Source organism: Rhodococcus sp. G6(2025) (assembly GCF_058628105.1).
Genome location: NZ_CP179750.1, coordinates 2,039,962 through 2,057,730, shown reverse-complemented (window position 1 = coordinate 2,057,730; position 17,769 = coordinate 2,039,962). Strand labels below are relative to the sequence as shown.

The window sequence follows — 17,769 nt, the reverse complement described above, 5'->3', positions numbered from 1 at the left end:
TCTCCGAGAGTCGGGTAATCGTCCGAACGGGCACCTCTACACCCGAGGAGGATTTCCGTGCCGAAGACCACCGACAGCGGCAAGCCTAAGAAGAGCGAGCTCCCCGAGACGCTGAAGAAGTCGTCCGAGAAGGCGCAGCGCACGTTCGCCAAGGTGTACGACTCCGCAATGGATCAGTACGGGGACGAGGAACGGGCGCATCGCGTCGCGTACGACGCCCTCAAACACAGCTACGAGAAGGTCGGGGACCACTGGGAGGCCAAGGACGAGAAGGGCCCCTCGGACGAGCGCGCGAAGAGCGGCGGCCCGAACGCGTCCGGTGAGACGGCCGAGGGCGTCGACGCCAACGCGAGCAAGGACCACCTCCTGCACATCGCTCAGCGGCTCGACATACACGGCCGGTCCACCATGACCAAGGACGAACTCGTCGACGCGATCGAGAAGGCGAACCGGAGAGCCCGATGAGAGCCGTGACGTGGCAGGGCAAGCGGAAGGTCAGCGTCGACACCGTCCCCGACCCCGTGATCGAACAGAAGACTGACGCGATCGTCGAGATCACCACCACCAACATCTGCGGCTCCGACCTCCACCTGTACGAAGTGCTCGGCGCGTTCATGAGCGAGGGCGACATCCTCGGCCACGAACCGATGGGCATCGTGCGCGAGGTGGGCTCCGAGGTGACCGAGGTGAAGGTCGGCGACCGGGTGGTGATCCCGTTCCAGATATCCTGCGGCAGTTGCCACATGTGCGATCGGAAGCTGTTCACCCAGTGCGAGATCACCCAGATCCGGGACGAGGGTATGGGTGCGGCGCTGTTCGGGTATTCGAAACTGTACGGGAGCGTTCCCGGCGGCCAGGCCGAGTATCTTCGGGTGCCGCACGTGAAGAACACGCACATCACGGTTCCCGAAGGTCCACCGGATTCGCGCTTCGTGTATCTGTCCGACGTGCTGCCGACGGCGTGGCAGGCCGTCGAGTACGCGGACATCCCCGACGGCGGTTCCGTCGTCGTTCTCGGGCTCGGACCGATAGGCGACATGGCGGCACGCATCGCTGCGCACAAGGGTTTTCGTGTCATCGGCGTGGATCTCGTGCCCGAGCGTCTCGCCCGCGCGCAGGCGCGGCACATCGAGACGGTCGACCTGACCGACACCGAGGGCGAACTCGGCGACGTGATCCGGGAGATGACCGGCGGCCGCGGCCCCGATTCCGTCATCGACGCCGTCGGCATGGAAGCGCACGGCTCCCCCGGCGCGAAACTCCTGCAGCAGGTCACGTCTCTCCTGCCCGACGCCATCGCGGGCCCGCTGATGTCGACGGCGGGAATCGACCGGCTGCACGCGCTGTACGCGGCCATCGACATCGTGCGCCGCGGCGGCACCCTCTCGCTCATCGGGGTGTACGGCGGAATGGCCGACCCGATACCTATGCTCACCCTGTTCGACAAACAGATTCAGCTGCGGATGGGCCAGGCCAACGTGAAGCGGTGGGTCCCGGACATCCTGCCGTTGCTCACCGACGCCGACCCCTTGGGCGTCGACACGTTCGCCACTCACGAACTGCCACTGGACCACGCCCCGCACGCGTACGAGATCTTCCAGAAGAAGGAAGACGGCGCTGTGAAGATTCTCCTGAAGCCGTAATGCCTTCTCTGTGGCTCGATCACGTCGCCGGGCACCGCGGTGCGGTCACCGGGCGGTCGTGGGACGAACGCGGACGGTACGACACCGTGGTGGTGGGCGCGGGGGTGACCGGACTGATCCTCGGGTTGCTGCTCGCCCGCGCGGGACAACACGTCGCCGTCGTGGAAGCGCGGACCATCGGCGCCGTCACGACGGGGAACACCACAGGCAAGGTCAGTGTGCTGCAGGGGACCCGGCTCGCCGAGATCGGCCGACGCCACGCGGTGCACATCCTGCGCTCGTACGTCGAGGGAAATCTGGAGGGCCAGCAGTGGCTGCTCCGGTACTGTCGCGATCGCGAGATTCCCGTGGGCACGGCATCGGATTTCACGTTCGCGCAGACCGAGTCCGGCACCGACGCGGTGCGCGCTCAGTACACGGCCGCCCGATCAGCGGGCCTGCCCGTCCGACTGGTGCCGGAACTCGACATCCCGGTGCCCCACGTCGACGCCGTCACAATCGACGACCAGGCGTTCCTGGACCCGATGCCCGTTCTCCACACGGTGGCCCGCGACGTGATCACGCACGGCGGCGACGTGTTCGAGCACCGTCGTGTGACGGCGGTCCGGACGCTGGTGCGATTCCACGTCCTGTCGACGCCGGACGGCGACATCGAAGCCCGACGCGTGGTTCTCGCGACGGGAACTCCGATCCTCGATCGCGGAGGATTCTTCGCCCGGCTGAAGGCGGAACGATCGTATGCGGCGGCGTTCCGGGTGCCGGGCGGTGCACCCGGGGGCATGTACCTGACCGCCGATCAGCCCACCCGGTCGTTGCGCCCGGCCGACGACGGTCGTGTTCTGGTCGTCGGCGGCAACGGTCACGACGTGGGCCGAAGCACGTCGCCGCAGGCCGCGGTCGACGATCTGCTGGCCTGGACCGGCCGCCACTTTCCCGGGGCGACGCCGACCCACCGCTGGTCGGCGCAGGACTACTCCTCGCTGAACGCGCTTCCCTATGTCGGCCCACTGGTTCCGGGCAGCGACGGCATTCTCGTCGCGACCGGCTACGGAAAGTGGGGACTCTCGAACGGCGTCGCCGCCGCTCTTGCGCTCGCCGGACGCATTCTCGGTGGCCACATGCGGTGGGCGGAGGCCTTCCAGAGCTATTCGCCGACGCAGCTTTTCGACCTTCCCGCGGTAGTGAAGGCGAACGGCGAGGTGGCGAGGGAGATGGCTGCGGGCTGGGGCGACGCACTCGTGGGGCGGCAACGCGGGAAGGGCCGGGCACGCATCGTGCGAGAGGGTCTGCTGCCCGTCGGCGAGTACACCTCGAACGGTCACACCGAGCGCGTCTGCGCCGTCTGCCCGCACCTCGGTGGTGTGCTCCGCTGGAACGATGCGGAGGCGTCGTGGGACTGCCCGCTGCACGGGTCCCGATTCACTGCCGGCGGAACACTTCTCGAGGGCCCCGCAACCACCGATCTCCGACGACTCTGATTCCCACCCGATTGGCCGCGGGCCATCTGGGTACCCGTCGCTTGTTCTCACGAAAGGAAGGAAGTGCCCATGACATCGGCAGAGACACTTCGCGGCCGGAAGGTCGCGATCCTGGCCACCCACGGCGTCGAGGAAGTCGAACTCGTCGAACCCCGGAAGGCCGCGGAGGACGCCGGCGCGGAGGTCCGGCTGATCTCGTTGTCCCCCGGCAAGATCCAGGCCATGAACTCGGACGTGAACGCGGCAGGCACCTACGCCGTCGACGCCGTCGTCGGCGACGTGGCGGTCGCCGACTTCGACGCATTGATCCTGCCCGGCGGCACCACGAACCCCGACCACCTCCGGATGGACGCGTCCGCCGTCGCCTTCGTCCGTGACTTCGTCGCTTCGGGCAAACCGGTGGGCGTGATCTGCCACGGACCGTGGACGTTGGTCGAGGCCGACGTCGTCCGCGGCCGCACTCTCACGTCGTATCCCAGCGTGCGCACGGATATCCGCAACGCGGGCGGAACCGTGGTCGACGAGGAAGTGGTGGTCGACAACGGGTTGGTGTCGAGCCGCAACCCCGACGACCTGCCCGCGTTCTGCGCGAAGATCGTCGAGGAATTCGCCGAGGGCCGCCACCCGCAGTGACTAGTCCATCGGCGAGTGCGGTCGGGTCGGGTCCGTTGCGGGTGACGACCCGACCCGCGCCGTGAAGAATCCGAGCGCGACCATTGCGGCGCCGAGTGCGAAGTGCAGCCAATTGTCTGCCGTGTTGACCGGCACGAAGTTCGCCGCACTGGCCTGGTCGATCACCAGTCCGTAAATCCACAGCACGAGATAGACCACACCGCCGACGATCAGGTACAAGCGCGCAGTCTGCACTGTCCTGGCGAATGCGATGCCGGCGACGCCGAAAATCAGGTGAACGACGTTGTGCAGAACCGAAACCTGGAATATCCCCAGCAGTTTCGCGCCCGAATGGTGCCCGGCGCCGCCGAGCAGGTCGTAGTCGGTCGTGATGCCGGGAACGAAACCCAGGATCCCGACCATGAGGAATACCGCACCCACGACGAGCGCGGCGATCTGAACCGGCGACTTCGTCCGGGACGACTCGCGCGTACCCATTGCTCTGCCCTTCCTTCGCGATCGACTGGTCCCCGATTACCCGTCAGCGAACACGTCAACCGCCCAGCGCCGTCAGCGCGAGTCCGGCACCGTCACCACCACGCGGGTGCCCGATCCGGGTGAGGACGTGACGTCGAAGGTGCCGCCGAGGCTTTCGACCCGCACGATGTGCGACGCCAGCCCGATGTGCCCCTGCGCCACCCGTTCCGGGACGACGGCCGGATCGAAACCGGCGCCGTCGTCGGCAACCGTCAGCGTGGTCCGCCCGTCGGCGCGGGTGAGTGCGAATTCGATCGTCGTGGCGCGGGCATGTCTGGTCACGTTGGTGAGCAGTTCCCGCGCCACCCGGTAGAGCAGCTCCTGGCAGTCGGGGTGACCGACGTCGTCGAGGCTCACCGACATCTCGAACCCCCGTCGGGCGTAGAGATCCGTGAGCTCGCGCAGCGCCGCGGTGAGGCCCAGCTGCGCGAGGACCTGCGGATGCAGTGTGGTGACCGTGGACCGCAGTTGCGCCGCCGTCTCGCGGAGGGCGGACTCGGCGGCGACGAGCATGTCGTCCGGGTTTCGCTCCAGGGCCTCCTCCACGTCCAGCCGGGCGGCCAGGACATTCTGCAGGGGCCCGTCGTGGAGGTCCTCGGCCAGTTGCCGTCGCTCGCGTTCCTCGGCGCCCATCGATTCGGCGATCAGCTGCCTGCGCACATCCATCAGCGAGATCACCGTCGCAGAGCGCCGGACCAGCACGTACGACAACGCCGTCGTCGCGGCCGCGAGCCACAACAGGAACCCGAAGTAGAGGTACACCTCGTCGGGGAAGCCGACTGCGTCGTCGCGCTTGGAGTAGACGATCCACACCACCTGGTACCCGACGGCGGTGCAGACGCCGACGATCGCCGTCAGACGCGGCCGGTACTGGAACGCCACCGAGATCGGCAACAGGAAGAACACCGGCAGCAGCACCGACGTCGCGCCGCCGGAGACGACGCACAACGCCACTACCGCGGTGACGTCCGCGGCCGTGGACACCCAGCCCGCCCACGGTCCGACGTCCCGCACCAGGACGAAGATCAGCCAGCCGAGAGCGACCGCCGCATACCCGATCAGCAGCCCCGCGAAGACGTCGGGTTGCCAGTGCGTCACGCGGATCACCGGCCCGAGCAGCGCCATCAGACCGATCAGCGGTAACCGGAGTATGGCGGTCACCCGGACCGCCTCGGTGCTGTAACGACGAACTACGCGACTCTGGGACGGAAGCGGCACGTCACTCCAGCAAGCCGCGTCGCATCGCCTCGGCCACCGCGGCCGCGCGGTCGCTCACCCCGAGCTTCTCGTAGAGGCGCTGGACATGGGTCTTGACCGTCGACGGCGCCAGATACAGCTCACCGGCGATCGTGGGAATGCTCTGGCCGCGCGCAATGAGCGCCAGCACTTCCTTCTCCCGGCCGCTCAGCGCCGGCCCGACCGGTTCACTGCGACGACGCACCTCGCCGGCCAGTCCGACGGCGAGGGAGGCGGGAAGGACGTCGCGGCCCTGTGCACAGTCCAGGACGGCTTTCACGATCTCCGCCCGAGTCGATTCCTTGGGCAGAAACCCCGCTGCCCCCTCCTGCAGCGCGTGGTAGACGATCGCGGACTCGTCGTGCGCCGACAGCAGCAGCACCCGCGTGGCGAGTTCGGCTCGTCGGACGGCCGCCGCCACCTGGGAACCGTCCAGCTCCGGCATCCGATAGTCGAGCAGTGCGACGTCGGGGGCGAGTTCGCGGATCAGGGCGAGCGCCGCCGCACCGTCGTCCGCCTCGCCGACCACCTCGATGTCGCCACTCGCGAGGAGCGCACGGACGACACCGTCCCGAAAGATCGGGTGGTCGTCGCCCACCACCACACGCACGGCGCTCACGGCGCGGTCCGAGGCGAAGCGACTCCGGCGAAGTCCATTGCTCACTTTCTCACGAGAGCAGGCCCGCGCGGAGCACTTCGCGACCCCGCTGTCCCCCGATCGGTGGACACCGGATTCATCCCGCCCTCCGTCCTGTCGGTGGACAGACGACGGCGCGCATTCGCGACATAGTTGATGCACACCGGAAAACGGGGAGATCGGAAACCGAAACCCCCACGGCCCCAGACGTTCCCCCCGAAGCGTCAGACCCCCGAAGTTCCAGAACCCAGGAGAAGCCATCATGCGCACCACCGCCCGCCGCCGCGTCGCATTCTTCATCGCACTGCCCGCCACCGCAGTGGCCGTCACCGGATTCGCCATCGCCGCCGCCGGGGTTGCCACCGCGGGCACGATGCCGACGTCGGGACCCACGATCGCGATGACGATCAGCAACGACACCGATCTGCCGATGGTCCTCGCGGGCTCGTCGAACCCCTACGGGCAGTGGATTCAGGCGCCGTCGGACTACCTCGCCCCGCACAGCAGCCAGATCGTGAAGGCATTCTCCACCGACCCGAACGGCGTCGAGGTGGACGCCACGTACTCGCTCCCCGGCGGTGCCCAGGCTGTGTTCCGCGCCGACAACTACAGCAACACGACCGACGTGGACGGAACTCGCGTCGACGCCAACTACGGCCACGCCTACGGCATCAGCAGCTGGATCGACTCGGGCTACCCGAACATGAACGCCGGCTACCACCTGTACGGGCACCCCTGACAGACGATCCCGACCATCCACCGAACACTCGACGAAAGCCGGAGAACATGATCATGCACGTCACCGAGACCCCCACCCCCACCGTCTCCCGCACGATGTGGACCACCGAGGAGATCAAGGCACGTCTCGAGGAGATGAACATTCCGCGATCACGCACCCGCCGCGGGCCCCGCTGGGGCAACCGCGACCGATAAGCCGGGGGTTGGGGCCCGATGTCGCACTGGTTCACTCCGACAGGACCAGTGCGACATCGGTTCGGTTCACCCGAGAGATCGCCGGGTCAGCGCTGGTGCCGCGGCTTCCACACGACGAGGGCGTTGCTCCGCGGGATCGGAACGAGGTCGCGCCGGTACCCGGCGTGAATCTTCGCGATCTCCTCGGCCAGCTCGCGAACCCGGTGCTGCAGAGCCTCCACCTGGTTGGTGAGTTCGATGATCCGCTTGATCCCGGCGAGGTTGACACCCTCGTCCTGCGAGAGGCGTTGCACCTCGCGGAGCAACGCCACATCCCGCGGCGAGTACCGTCGCCCGCCACCGGACGTGCGGTGCGGGGTGACGAGACCGAGCCGGTCGTAGTTGCGCAACGTCTGCGCATGCATGCCGGCGAGTTCCGCGGCCACCGAGATCACGAAGATCTGGGCGTCCGGATCAACGGCGCTCTCGCGTGGATCCTGGGTCGTATCGCTCATCAAGCACCCGCCCACCCGGCCCTCGGATCGAATCCGCTGGCCTTCTCTGCTTCCAGATAGGTCTTCAATGCTTCGGTGGCCGGGTCGTCGAGCTTCTGCGGAACGGCGACCTTGACCGTGACCAGTAGGTCACCAGCGCCACCGGCACGCTTGGGGACGCCTCGGCCGCGCACCCGCAGAACCCGGCCGTCGGCGGTGCCCGCCGGAATCTTCACACCGACACGCCCCTCCAAGGTGGGGACGGAGACGGTGGTTCCGAGCACGAGCTCACCGTAACTGACGGGGACGACGAGGGTGAGGTCGTCGCCGTTGCGGCCGAACACCTTGTCGGGACGCACCCGGACCGTGACGAACAGGTCGCCGGACGGTGCGCCGCGCAGGCCCGCTTCACCCTGGCCTGCCAGCCGGATCTTCTGTCCGTCACTGACACCCGCGGGGACGCGGACGGTGATGGTGCGGGTCCGGTTGGTGACGCCGTTGCCGTGGCACACCTCGCACGGCGAGTCGATGATGGAGCCGGTGCCGCGACAGTCGTCGCACGGCTCACTGAACCCGAACGCGCCCTGGTTGCGGCTGACGATTCCGGTCCCGTTGCAGCGCGGGCAGACTCGCGGGCTGGTTCCCGGCTTGGCACCGCTGCCGTGGCAGGTGGTGCACGGCGACGGGCTGGTCAGTCGCAGCGGAACCGTGACGCCCAGCGTGGCTTCACGGAATTCGAGGGTCGTCTCCGTCTCGACGTCGCTGCCGCGACGGGGACGGTTGGTGGTGCGGGTCGCGCCGCCGCCACCGGCGCCGCGATTGAACAGCCCACCGAAGATGTCGCCGAGGCCGCCGTCACCGGCCGCCGCGCCGCCGCCACCGAACAGGTCGTTGATGTCGAATCCGCCCTGGCCGAAACCGCCGGCTCCGGGGTTGAATCCGCCGCCGCCCTGGCCGAAACCGCCGCTCGCGAACAGTCGCCGGGCCTCGTCGTATTCCTTGCGCTTGGCAGGGTCCGAGAGCACGGCGTGTGCTTCGCTGACGGACTTGAAACGCTCCTCGGCCTTCGTGTCGCCGGGGTTCGCGTCGGGATGAAGGTCGCGGGCGAGCTTGCGGTACGCCTTCTTGATCTCGTCCGCGGATGCGTGGGACGAGACGCCCAGCTCCTTGTAGAAGTCCTTTTCGATCCACTCCCGTTGGCTCACTGGGCGTCTCCTCCTCTCGCTCTTACTCTTGTTCCGACTCGGCGGGCTTCGCCGCCTCGTCGGAGGTGTTCGCGCCGGCATCGCCTGCGCGATCGATCACAGCTACCATCGCATGCCGCAGGACGCGATCACCGAATTTGTAGCCCTTTCGCATCACCGTGCCGAGAACGGGGTCGTGACCCTCGCCCTCGTGCTGCACTGCCTCGTGCAGCGCCGGATCGAATGCGTCGCCCTCGGCGCCGAACTCGCTCAGGCCGAGCGACGTGAGGGTGCCGGTGAGCTTGTCCGCCACACCCTTCAGCGGCCCCGAGTCGAGGTCGCCGTGGCTGCGTGCACGGTCGAGGTCGTCCAGCACCGCGATGAGCTCACCGACGACGGACGCCTTGGCGTTCGCGATGTCGGCCTGCTTGTCGCGCTGGACGCGGCGGCGGTAGTTGGCATACTCCGCCTGCAGTCGCTGCAGGTCGGCGGTGCGCTCCGCCAGCTCGTCCGTCTCCGGAGCTGCCGTCTCCGGCAGGGCCCCTTCGTCCACCGAGCCGGGCTGCGGTGCGGCAGCGGTGCCCGCGAGGGGCTCCACTACCGGCTCCGCGTCCCGTGTCCGACCGGTCTCGGGGTCGATCTTCCGCTTGTCCACGAAAGTGACCGGTTCCTGCTCGGTGTTGTCGGACGTCACTTCTTCTCCGAGTCGGACGGCTCGTCCACGACCTCGGCGTCGACGACGTCGTCGGCACCATTCGCGCCGGAGCCGTCGGTGTTGGCGGCTTCCTCAGCGGCGCTGGCCTCGTAGATCGCCTGGCCGAGGGCCTGCGACTCGGTGGCCAGCTTCTCGACCGCGGTCTTGACGGCCGCGATGTCGGTGCCTGCGAGAGCGTCGTTGGCTTCCTTGATGGCAGCCTCGACCTTCTCCTTGACGTCGGCGGGCACCTTGTCCTCGTTGTCCTTGATGAACTTCTCGGTCTGGTGCACCAGCGACTCGGCCTGGTTGCGCACCTCGGCCTCCTCGCGGCGGGCCTTGTCTTCCTCGGCGTGCGCCTCGGCGTCCTTGACCATCCGCTCGATCTCTTCCTTGGACAGACCGGAGCCGTCCTGGATCTTGATCGTGTTCTCCTTGCCCGTGCCCTTGTCCTTGGCGGTCACGTGCACGATGCCGTTGGCGTCGATGTCGAAGGTGACCTCGATCTGCGGCACGCCACGCGGGGCGGGCGGCAGGTCGGCCAGCTCGAACGAGCCGAGCAGCTTGTTGTGCGAGGCGATTTCGCGCTCACCCTGGAACACCTGGATCTGCACCGACGGCTGGTTGTCGTCAGCCGTGGTGAAGGTCTCGGAACGCTTGGTCGGGATGGTGGTGTTGCGCTCGATGAGCTTGGTCATCACGCCACCCTTGGTCTCGATACCGAGGGACAGCGGGGTGACGTCGAGGAGCAGCACGTCCTTGACCTCGCCCTTGAGGACACCGGCCTGCAGGGCGGCGCCGACGGCGACGACCTCGTCCGGGTTGACGCCCTTGTTGGGCTCACGGCCACCGGTCAGCTCGCGCACCAGATCGGAGACGGCGGGCATACGGGTGGAACCACCGACGAGCACGACGTGGTCGATGTCCTTGACGGCGATGCCGCTGTCCTTGATCACGGCCTGGAACGGCGCGCGGGTGCGGTCGAGGAGATCGGACGTGATCTTCTGGAACTCGCTGCGGGACAGCTGCTCGTCGAGGAACAGCGGGTTCTTGTCCGCGTCGACGGTGATGTAGGGCAGGTTGATCGACGTGCTCTGCGAGGAGCTCAGTTCGATCTTGGCCTTCTCGGCAGCCTCGCGGAGACGCTGCAGGGCCATCTTGTCCTTGGTCAGATCGATGCCGTTCTGAGCCTTGAACTTGTCGACGAGCCACGTGACGATGCGCTCGTCCCAGTCGTCACCACCGAGGTGGTTGTCGCCGGACGTGGCGCGAACCTCGACGACGCCGTCGCCGATTTCGAGCAGGGAGACGTCGAAGGTGCCGCCACCGAGGTCGAAGACCAGGATGGTCTGTTCCTTGTCGCCCTTGTCCAGGCCGTAGGCCAGTGCGGCCGCGGTGGGCTCGTTGACGATGCGCAGGACGTTGAGACCGGCGATCTGGCCGGCTTCCTTCGTGGCCTGACGCTGGGCGTCCTCGAAGTACGCGGGGACGGTGATCACGGCGTCCGTGATGTCCTCACCCAGGTACGCCTCGGCGTCGCGCTTCAGCTTCATGAGCGTGCGCGCGCTGATCTCCTGGGGCGTGTACTTCTTGCCGTCGATCTCCACGTTCCAGTCGGTGCCGATGTGGCGCTTGACGGAGCGGATGGTGCGATCGACGTTGGTGACGGCCTGGTTCTTGGCGGGCTGGCCGACCAGCACCTCACCGTTCTTGGCGAAGGCGACGATCGACGGGGTGGTGCGTGAACCTTCGGCGTTGGCGACCACTACGGGCTCGCCGCCTTCCAGCACAGACACGACCGAGTTCGTTGTACCGAGGTCGATACCGACGGCACGAGCCATAGTGTTCCTCACTTTCGTTTTGCAGTCCTGTGGGCAGGTTTTTCATTACTGAACTGCGATGTTGGCGCTTAGTGAGCGCCCTCCGCTCAAGTTTGCACTCCGACACCGTCGGGAGTCAATTCGAACTTGAGTCTTGCACGCTCATGTTGTCGTAAGGCTCAACGGAGGGGTGCGGAGATTTGTTCCCGGATGCCCACATCTTTTTCGGCGCCGTGTTTCGAGGCCTTGCTTCGGGGCCGCCGACGCGGACCCGCGCGTCGGCACGCCACGGTACGGCAGGTCGATAGGATCGCAGCGTGACGACACCCGAACAGCCGCCACGCCGGCCCGAACCGCCGCGACCCGTACCGCCGCGTCCGGAGTTCGCGGTCACCCCGCTGCGCGCCACCCCCACCGATGCCACCCCGAAGGCCGTCGCGGTGTCGCTGTCCGCCTGGGTGGGATCGTTCGTCGTTCTCGCCGGAATCGCCGGCGCCATCGCGCTCGACCTCGGCGCGGTCCGCGACGCCCTCGAGGCGTCGGTCGCCGCCGACAATCCCGGCGATTCCGCGACGGACATCACCGACACGGTGAACCTGACGCTGATCGCCAGCGGCGCCATCGCCGTCGTCCTGATCCTCCTCGGACTGCTGGGCATACAACTCCTGCGCGCCCGGAAACCGGCGGGCCAGATCACCCTCGCGGTCGTCGGCGTCCTCAGCGTCGCCGGCGGAGTGGGCCTGTGGACCCTGCTGTCCGACGCCGGTGACGCGACCGCCGGTGTGCTGCAGTGGGCGCCGCTCGCCTACAGCGCCCTCGTCGCGGTGGGAGTGCTCGCCCTGTTCGCTCCCGGTGTGTCTCCGTGGCTGCGCCGGAACCGCTGACCGGACTCACACCTGGCACGGATCGGTACTGCCGTGGAACTCCGGGTCGGGGTCGTATTCGCGGTTGGACGTACCCGAATACTCTGGATCGGGGTCGTACTCGTCGTTGGTCGTCCCCGTGAAGTCGGGGTCCGGGTCGTACTCGTCGTTGGTCGTGCCCTCGTAGGAGGAGTTGCAGGCCGGGTGGGCGGCAGCGGTCTGGGTCACGGACGCGGCGCCGAACACGAGAGCCACGGCTGCCAGTGCGGTCATCGTCGTGCGGATCATGATGATTCCTTTCATCGGTGGGCTGATCATCGGTGGGCTGGGCGGACCCAGAAGAGAGAACCGAGCGGGGTCACCCGGGTGCGGGCTGGTGGGGCATCGCGGGTTCGCCCGCGCCGATCCGGCTCGACCCGGCGATATCGGCGTGACGCGTCACCGTGGGGGTACCCAAATCGGGGCCCGCAACACCCGGCGCGAGCGGCGGAATCGTCAGGGCTCGCCGGAATTCCATCTGCCCGCCGGTATCGCTCTCGGCGGCGGTCGAGGCGTACGCGAACGTGCCGACTCCCACCGTGACGGCGACGAGGACGGGCGACACCATGCCTCCGAGAACGCGGGGCCATACGCGTCGGTGCGAAGGCCGGGGTGCCGGTCCCGGAGAGTCGAAGTTCATACCGAGAATCCTTCGCGGCGCGCGCTTTCCACACATCCAGGAAGGCACCCAACTTGGACCCCGAGAAAAACCCTGAGAAGGCCTTCCTAATGAGGACCGTTTCTGACCTCAATCGCTTCTATTGTTCTTCTCATGACCACTTCGCAGAAGTCCCCGGCCACCGGTGAGCGCGCCGACCTCCTCCAGATCCTGCAGGAGCAGCGAGCCACCCTGTTGATCACCGTCCGCGACATCGACGACGCACAGGCACGGCAACGTTCGACCGTCAGCGACCTGACGCTCGGCGGACTGATCAAGCACGTGTCCCACACGGAAAAGCACTGGGTCGAAACCATTCTCGAGCCGGACGAGAACGCGGAGTTCGACATGGAGTGGGCGATGGAGAAGTACTACATGCGCGACGACGAAACCCTCGAGGGACTGCTCGCCGAGTACGCCGAAGTGGCCCGCGCGACGGAGGCCGCCGTGGCCGGCCTCGACGACCTGGACGTGCTCGTCCCACTGCCCACCGCACCCTGGGCACCCGAGCGGCAGTGGTGGACGATCCGCCGCACCCTGCTCCACATCATCCGGGAGACCGGCCACCATTCCGGTCACGCCGACATCATCCGGGAATCCCTCGACGGCGGAAACACCACCATGCAGATGGGCGCCGACGCGGGCATGGAGTTCTGACCCGCCCGGCAGAACAGACGAAAACACCTCACCGGGTTCGGGTTCCGGTGAGGTGTTCTCTTCATGCGGCGTTCGAGTGTTGACTTACCTCCTGCGGTTCAACTTTTTCGCCGACTGGTGAAAACCATGGTGCCCCGATGCGGGGGCACCGGCCACCTACCCCAGGGTGAATCCTGCCCACCTGGTGCCGCGGCTACGCCTCCGCGGTGACGGAGAGCACGACCACGTCGTCGGGGAAGGACGCGGGTGTCTGCAGTCCGGCGACCGCGAGGGCCCGGCCCGCCATCGAGACGCCGGGAACCTCGCTCCCCGCGGACAGCCCGTCGGCTCGACCACCCTGTGGGTGCACGTCGAACCACGCCGGGGGTTTCAGGCCCTCGTCCGGTGCACCGGCGAAGACGGGACGCACCCGATAGCGCCGGTCGGGGTCGAGCCCGGGCAGCGTGAACCTGCCGCGCGGTGACACCTCGGAGCGCCCCACGTACGCGAGGAAGAACAGCGCCTCCGCCCGGTCCTGCGCGACCGCGCCGTAGACGAGCAGGGTCGGGTCGATCTCGTCGGCGCGCACCATCGTTCCCGTGTGCAGGAGTTCCCGGTGCCGCTTGTACAGGTCGATCCATACCGCGAGCTGAACGTTCTCGTCGTCGGTGGCGGTCGCGAGATCCCACTCGATTCCGAGGTGACCGTAGAGCGCCGTCCCCGCCCGGAAGGACAGGCGGTGGTACCGGCCGGTCGTGTGGGAGATGCCGGACGCGATGTGCGAGCCCAGCAGCTCGGGGGGAAGCAGCTGCATCGTCCACCGGTTCATCTGCTGGCGCTCGAGCGGATCGATGCAGTCCGAAACCCAGACGCGGTCGGTGCGCTCGAGGATTCCGAGGTCCACCCGCGCTCCGCCCGACGAGCAGGATTCGATCTCCAGTCCGGGGAAGCGGCGCTTCAGTTCGTCCATCAACCGGTAGGTCGCGAGGGTCTGGTCATGGACGCCGGCGCGGCCGTGCGGTGCGGTGCCCGCGTCGATCAGGTCGCGGTTGTGGTCCCACTTGATGTAGGCGATGTCGTACTCGCCGAGGATCGCGGACATGCGCTCCAGGATGTGGTCGTACGCCTCGGGGATCCCCAGATTGAGCACCTGCTGGTTCCGGGACGGCACGGGCGTGCGCCCGCCGGTCGCCATGACCCACTCCGGATGCGCCCGCGCGAGGTCGGAATCGAGGTTGATCATCTCCGGTTCGAACCACAGGCCGAACTCCATGCCGAGGGAACGCACGTGATCGACGAGCGGATGCAGACCGTTCGGCCACACCGTCTCGTCGACGTGCCAGTCCCCCAGGCCCGCCAGATCGTTGCGCCGGTACCTGAACCAGCCGTCGTCGAGCACATAGCGTTCGACGCCGAGCTTCGCCGCGCGATCCGCCAGGTCCGTCAACCGGGCCAGGTCGTGGTCGAAATAGACCGCCTCCCACACGTTGATCGTCACCGGGCGCACGCGCCGCGGGTGCGTGGGCCGCGACCGGAGATAGTCGTGGAAGCGATGTGCCTGGGCGTCGAGGCCGTCGCCGTAGGCGCCGTAGACCCAGGGCGTTGCGTAACTCTCGCCGTCCGCGAGCCGTACCTCGCCCGGCAGGAGCAGTTCCCCGCCGCCGACCACCTGGAAACCGGTGAAGAGACGTTCGGCGTAGTGGCGGTGGTTGCCGCTGAACGCGACGTGGGTGCCCCACACTTCGCCGCGGCCGAACCCGAATCCGGGTACGCCGACGGAGAGCACCGTCGCGGCGTCCGGGCCGGTGCGTCCCTTCCGTCCTTCGCGTTCGTGGATGCCGACGGTGAGTTCACGGCGCTGCGGGGTCCGTTCCTTCCCCCACCGGCCCGCGAAGTCGAGGATCTCGCGGGCCTGCGGCGGGACCGGGAAGGCGAGCTGGAGGTCGTCGAGAACGTAGAAGGAGTCGCCCGCGTTCGTGACCTCGGCGCGCGCCCGGAGCAGGCCGCTCGGTAGCAGCTCGATGTCGAGGACCAGACCGAGATCGGCGACCGTGTCGTGCGCGGCGACCCGCACCGCGCCGGCACCGACCGCGACGAGTCCCGACCGGTGCTCGGCTGCGTCGACCGTGAGCGCGGTGGTCGTGAACAGCGGCGACCAGTCGGCGCCGTCCCGGTGCCCCGCGATCCCGGGCTTACCCACCCACCCGGTGTGGTGTTCGGGGAGTATCGACAGCCGCACCGGGAGGTCGACCACGTTGCCCGCCGGGGGCTCGATGTTCGCCTGCGCCAGGGCTTCGACGTCGGCGAGGGTGAGGTCGCCGAGCGCCGCGCCCCAGTGCACGATCGCCGGCAACCGGCCCCCGGTGAGATCGAGAACGACGGACACGCCGCCGGCGGTGAGGTGGACGTATGCGTGCGGTGGAGTCGCAGTCACTTGTTGGCTCCCATCGTCAGTCCGGAAACGAAATGCCGCTGCAGCGCGACGAATACGAGCACCGTAGGCAGTGCGACGAGCACCGATCCGGCGGCGAGCAGGTTGGTGTCGGTGAAGAAGCTGCCCTGCAGATTCTGCAGTGCGGTGGTGACCGGCAGCTTGTCGCCGCTGACCATCAGCGCCAGTGCCCAAAAGAAGTCGTTGTAAATCCAGGTGATCATGAGCGTCGCGAGCGCGGCCAGCGCCGGACGGCACAGCGGGAGCACCACCTGCCAGTACTGACGGAACAGCCCGGCGCCGTCCACCGTCGCCGCCTCGAGCAGTTCCGGCGGGACCGTCTTCATGTAGTTGCTGAGCACGAACACGCAGAAACCGGTCTGGAACGCGACGTGCACCAGGATCAGTCCCCAGTAGCTGTCGTAGAGCGAGCCCGACGAACTCATCCAGTACGGCAGCGGAATCGCGTTGTACAGACGGAACAACGGGGTCAACAGTGTCTGCTGCGGCAGCAGATTGCCCGCGATGAACACCGCCAGCATGATCACGTTGAACTTCCACGGGAACCGGGCGAGCACGAACGCCGCCATCGACCCGATGAACAGGATCAGCAGCACCGCCGGGATGGTGATGAGCATCGAGTTGAGGAAGTAGTGCGGGATACCGCCGACCTCCCACGACTCGGTGTAATTGCTGAGCGTGAATCCGCCGACCGACAGGTAGCCGTGGCTGAGGACGTAGTCGTAGTCGCGGAACGAGTTGTAGAGCGCCCACAGCAGCGGGAAGATCCACAGCAATGCCAGGGCGGTGAGAAGGAGGTAGATCGCGGCGTGCGCGGTACTCAGCCGGCGCCGGTTGGCCACCGCGGCCTTGTTGCGGGGCCCGGTCCGGTCGACGGGCGCACTGTGGTCGGCGAGGGGTGTCGTCATGGTCATCAGTCGTCGCTCCGCATCACGATCCAGAGATAGAGGGCAATGAATACCAGCGAGATCACGAGCATGATCGTCGCCAGGGCAGACCCGAATCCGACCCGGCCCGCTTCGCCCACGACGTTGGCGGTGACGAGGGCGGAGATGAGTTCGAGTCCGTTGCGGCCCTTGTTGATCACCCACACGAGGTCGAAGGCGCGCAGGGCCTCGATGACGGTGATGACGATGATCAGCAGGTTGGTGGGCTTCATCAGGGGGAACACGATCCGGAAGAACGTGCGGATCGGACCCGCACCGTCCATGAGGGCCGCTTCGCGCACCGACGGGTCGATGGCCTTGAGACCGGCCAAGTACAGCAACATGATGTAGCCGGTGTGCCGCCAGCTGGCGGCGACCATGACGGCCCAGATGTTGACGTCGGGGTTGCCTAGCCAGTCGACGTCCGTGCCGAGGATGGTGTTGAGCACGCCGCCGTCGGTGGCGTAGATCAGCTGCCACACGAACCCAACCAGTGCCATCGACAACACCACGGGGATGTAGAAGATGCTCTGGTACAGCCGGCTTCCCTTCAGACCCCGGTCGAGGAGGACCGCGAGGAAGATGCCGAGGATCGTCGGGAAGACGAACAGGAACGCCAGCCAGAGGACGTTGTTGTGGAGGGCCTGCTGGAACGGGGGGTACGCCTGGACGGCGTCGACGTAGTTCTGCGGGCCGATCCACTCGATGGTGGACGTGCCGCCGATGCCGTCCCAGCGTGCGAACGACAGGATCACCGTGAACACGGTGGGAATCCACACCATCCCGATCACGATCGCGGCGGGCAGCCCGAGCATGACGGCGATGGTCCACCGGTCACCCCGGCTGCGCCGGATCTTCGGTGCCCGAATCCTGGATTCGGTTCCGGCCTGGGGAGGAACTGTGCTGGTCATGAATTCACCTGACCTGTCGGGACCGTGATGGTGGTCG

Annotated in this window: 20 protein-coding genes; 8 read left to right on the top strand and 12 right to left on the bottom strand. The window is 67.4% G+C overall.

Going from position 1 to position 17,769, the window contains the following annotated elements; translation table 11 throughout:
* The first annotated feature begins 57 nt into the window (after nt 1–57).
* The 4 genes from ACLIVD_RS09235 to ACLIVD_RS09220 all read left to right on the top strand — a co-directional run bounded on the left by ACLIVD_RS09235 (nt 58) and on the right by ACLIVD_RS09220 (nt 3,754).
* Nucleotides 58–465: a ChaB family protein gene (locus ACLIVD_RS09235; RefSeq protein WP_280784170.1), complete on the top strand. Its 408-nt coding sequence runs from the start codon at nt 58–60 to the stop codon at nt 463–465.
* Nucleotides 462–1,643, top strand: coding sequence for a zinc-dependent alcohol dehydrogenase (locus ACLIVD_RS09230; protein WP_283333511.1), 1,182 nt, complete (start codon nt 462–464; stop codon nt 1,641–1,643). The genes ACLIVD_RS09235 and ACLIVD_RS09230 overlap by 4 nt, the downstream gene beginning before the upstream one ends.
* Nucleotides 1,643–3,121, top strand: a complete 1,479-nt coding sequence (locus ACLIVD_RS09225; protein ID WP_280784172.1) for an FAD-dependent oxidoreductase — start codon at nt 1,643–1,645, stop codon at nt 3,119–3,121. Before ACLIVD_RS09230 ends, ACLIVD_RS09225 begins: the two co-directional genes overlap by 1 nt.
* 69 nt (nt 3,122–3,190) lie before the next feature.
* Nucleotides 3,191–3,754, top strand: a complete 564-nt coding sequence (locus ACLIVD_RS09220) for a type 1 glutamine amidotransferase domain-containing protein (protein ID WP_491932340.1) — start codon at nt 3,191–3,193, stop codon at nt 3,752–3,754.
* Here ACLIVD_RS09220 and ACLIVD_RS09215 read toward each other — a convergent pair whose 3' ends face one another.
* The 3 genes from ACLIVD_RS09215 to ACLIVD_RS09205 all read right to left on the bottom strand — a co-directional run bounded on the left by ACLIVD_RS09215 (nt 3,755) and on the right by ACLIVD_RS09205 (nt 6,116).
* Complete coding sequence (locus tag ACLIVD_RS09215; RefSeq protein ID WP_491932339.1) at nt 3,755–4,231, bottom strand: DUF4383 domain-containing protein; 477 nt, start codon at nt 4,229–4,231, stop codon at nt 3,755–3,757.
* Nucleotides 4,232–4,303: 72 nt separating this feature from the next.
* On the bottom strand, nt 4,304–5,488 hold the full coding sequence (locus ACLIVD_RS09210; protein ID WP_283354375.1) for a sensor histidine kinase: 1,185 nt from the start codon (nt 5,486–5,488) through the stop codon (nt 4,304–4,306).
* Nucleotide 5,489: 1 nt separating this feature from the next.
* Nucleotides 5,490–6,116 carry a response regulator gene (locus ACLIVD_RS09205; protein ID WP_025432069.1) on the bottom strand — a complete coding sequence of 209 codons (627 nt, stop codon included), beginning with the start codon at nt 6,114–6,116 and terminating at the stop codon, nt 5,490–5,492.
* Between the two features lie 289 nt (nt 6,117–6,405).
* Between ACLIVD_RS09205 and ACLIVD_RS09200 the strand changes: the two genes are divergently transcribed.
* Together ACLIVD_RS09200 and ACLIVD_RS09195 are read left to right on the top strand one after the other, a co-directional pair.
* A complete protein-coding gene (locus tag ACLIVD_RS09200; RefSeq protein ID WP_280780859.1) occupies nt 6,406–6,882 on the top strand; it encodes a hypothetical protein in 477 nt (158 codons plus the stop codon).
* Between the two features lie 47 nt (nt 6,883–6,929).
* Nucleotides 6,930–7,076, top strand: a complete 147-nt coding sequence (locus ACLIVD_RS09195; protein WP_009478761.1) for a hypothetical protein — start codon at nt 6,930–6,932, stop codon at nt 7,074–7,076.
* 86 nt (nt 7,077–7,162) lie between these two features.
* Here ACLIVD_RS09195 and ACLIVD_RS09190 read toward each other — a convergent pair whose 3' ends face one another.
* From ACLIVD_RS09190 to dnaK, 4 genes are read right to left on the bottom strand one after another with little or no spacing between them, the layout of a single operon-like run.
* On the bottom strand, nt 7,163–7,570 hold the full coding sequence (locus tag ACLIVD_RS09190; protein ID WP_011597686.1) for a heat shock protein transcriptional repressor HspR: 408 nt from the start codon (nt 7,568–7,570) through the stop codon (nt 7,163–7,165).
* Nucleotides 7,570–8,754: a molecular chaperone DnaJ gene (dnaJ, locus tag ACLIVD_RS09185; protein ID WP_005238348.1), complete on the bottom strand. Its 1,185-nt coding sequence runs from the start codon at nt 8,752–8,754 to the stop codon at nt 7,570–7,572. The genes ACLIVD_RS09190 and dnaJ overlap by 1 nt, the downstream gene beginning before the upstream one ends.
* A 22-nt stretch (nt 8,755–8,776) precedes the next feature.
* Nucleotides 8,777–9,427, bottom strand: a complete 651-nt coding sequence (gene grpE / locus ACLIVD_RS09180) for a nucleotide exchange factor GrpE (RefSeq protein ID WP_009478759.1) — start codon at nt 9,425–9,427, stop codon at nt 8,777–8,779.
* Nucleotides 9,424–11,268, bottom strand: coding sequence for a molecular chaperone DnaK (gene dnaK / locus ACLIVD_RS09175; protein ID WP_009478758.1), 1,845 nt, complete (start codon nt 11,266–11,268; stop codon nt 9,424–9,426). The genes grpE and dnaK overlap by 4 nt, the downstream gene beginning before the upstream one ends.
* Before the next feature lie 296 nt (nt 11,269–11,564).
* Here dnaK and ACLIVD_RS09170 point away from each other — a divergent pair, with 296 nt between their 5' ends.
* Complete coding sequence (locus ACLIVD_RS09170; RefSeq protein WP_280780858.1) at nt 11,565–12,131, top strand: hypothetical protein; 567 nt, start codon at nt 11,565–11,567, stop codon at nt 12,129–12,131.
* A gap of 6 nt (nt 12,132–12,137) precedes the next feature.
* On the opposite strand, the gene ACLIVD_RS09165 is transcribed toward ACLIVD_RS09170, so the two are convergent.
* Together ACLIVD_RS09165 and ACLIVD_RS09160 are read right to left on the bottom strand one after the other, a co-directional pair.
* On the bottom strand, nt 12,138–12,398 hold the full coding sequence (locus ACLIVD_RS09165; protein ID WP_005238337.1) for a hypothetical protein: 261 nt from the start codon (nt 12,396–12,398) through the stop codon (nt 12,138–12,140).
* A 70-nt stretch (nt 12,399–12,468) separates the two neighbouring features.
* Nucleotides 12,469–12,789: a hypothetical protein gene (locus ACLIVD_RS09160; protein ID WP_491932338.1), complete on the bottom strand. Its 321-nt coding sequence runs from the start codon at nt 12,787–12,789 to the stop codon at nt 12,469–12,471.
* 132 nt (nt 12,790–12,921) lie between these two features.
* Here ACLIVD_RS09160 and ACLIVD_RS09155 point away from each other — a divergent pair, with 132 nt between their 5' ends.
* Nucleotides 12,922–13,464 carry a DinB family protein gene (locus tag ACLIVD_RS09155; RefSeq protein WP_491932337.1) on the top strand — a complete coding sequence of 181 codons (543 nt, stop codon included), beginning with the start codon at nt 12,922–12,924 and terminating at the stop codon, nt 13,462–13,464.
* A 193-nt stretch (nt 13,465–13,657) separates the two neighbouring features.
* Here ACLIVD_RS09155 and ACLIVD_RS09150 read toward each other — a convergent pair whose 3' ends face one another.
* The 3 genes from ACLIVD_RS09150 to ACLIVD_RS09140 are packed head-to-tail and all read right to left on the bottom strand — an operon-like array spanning nt 13,658 to nt 17,732.
* The gene (locus tag ACLIVD_RS09150) at nt 13,658–15,877 is read right to left on the bottom strand and encodes an alpha-galactosidase (protein ID WP_491932336.1); all 2,220 of its coding nucleotides are present in this window, start codon (nt 15,875–15,877) and stop codon (nt 13,658–13,660) included.
* On the bottom strand, nt 15,874–16,809 hold the full coding sequence (locus ACLIVD_RS09145) for a carbohydrate ABC transporter permease (protein WP_280780854.1): 936 nt from the start codon (nt 16,807–16,809) through the stop codon (nt 15,874–15,876). Before ACLIVD_RS09145 ends, ACLIVD_RS09150 begins: the two co-directional genes overlap by 4 nt.
* Entirely contained in the window at nt 16,809–17,732 is a 924-nt protein-coding gene (locus tag ACLIVD_RS09140) for a carbohydrate ABC transporter permease (RefSeq protein ID WP_491932335.1), read from the bottom strand. Before ACLIVD_RS09140 ends, ACLIVD_RS09145 begins: the two co-directional genes overlap by 1 nt.
* Nucleotides 17,733–17,769: the final 37 nt, after the last annotated feature.

What these genes read in the sequence shown, in the direction of transcription:
- ACLIVD_RS09220 (WP_491932340.1), top strand. Translation starts at nt 3,191, where the DNA reads ATGACATCGGCAGAGACACTTCGCGGCCGGAAGGTCGCGATCCTGGCC.
- dnaK (WP_009478758.1), bottom strand. Translation starts at nt 11,268, where the DNA reads ATGGCTCGTGCCGTCGGTATCGACCTCGGTACAACGAACTCGGTCGTG.
- ACLIVD_RS09155 (WP_491932337.1), top strand. Translation starts at nt 12,922, where the DNA reads ATGACCACTTCGCAGAAGTCCCCGGCCACCGGTGAGCGCGCCGACCTC.
- ACLIVD_RS09165 (WP_005238337.1), bottom strand. Translation starts at nt 12,398, where the DNA reads ATGATCCGCACGACGATGACCGCACTGGCAGCCGTGGCTCTCGTGTTC.
- ACLIVD_RS09195 (WP_009478761.1), top strand. Translation starts at nt 6,930, where the DNA reads ATGATCATGCACGTCACCGAGACCCCCACCCCCACCGTCTCCCGCACG.
- ACLIVD_RS09200 (WP_280780859.1), top strand. Translation starts at nt 6,406, where the DNA reads ATGCGCACCACCGCCCGCCGCCGCGTCGCATTCTTCATCGCACTGCCC.
- ACLIVD_RS09225 (WP_280784172.1), top strand. Translation starts at nt 1,643, where the DNA reads ATGCCTTCTCTGTGGCTCGATCACGTCGCCGGGCACCGCGGTGCGGTC.
- ACLIVD_RS09190 (WP_011597686.1), bottom strand. Translation starts at nt 7,570, where the DNA reads ATGAGCGATACGACCCAGGATCCACGCGAGAGCGCCGTTGATCCGGAC.
- ACLIVD_RS09230 (WP_283333511.1), top strand. Translation starts at nt 462, where the DNA reads ATGAGAGCCGTGACGTGGCAGGGCAAGCGGAAGGTCAGCGTCGACACC.
- ACLIVD_RS09160 (WP_491932338.1), bottom strand. Translation starts at nt 12,789, where the DNA reads ATGAACTTCGACTCTCCGGGACCGGCACCCCGGCCTTCGCACCGACGC.
- ACLIVD_RS09215 (WP_491932339.1), bottom strand. Translation starts at nt 4,231, where the DNA reads ATGGGTACGCGCGAGTCGTCCCGGACGAAGTCGCCGGTTCAGATCGCC.
- ACLIVD_RS09145 (WP_280780854.1), bottom strand. Translation starts at nt 16,809, where the DNA reads ATGACCATGACGACACCCCTCGCCGACCACAGTGCGCCCGTCGACCGG.
- ACLIVD_RS09140 (WP_491932335.1), bottom strand. Translation starts at nt 17,732, where the DNA reads ATGACCAGCACAGTTCCTCCCCAGGCCGGAACCGAATCCAGGATTCGG.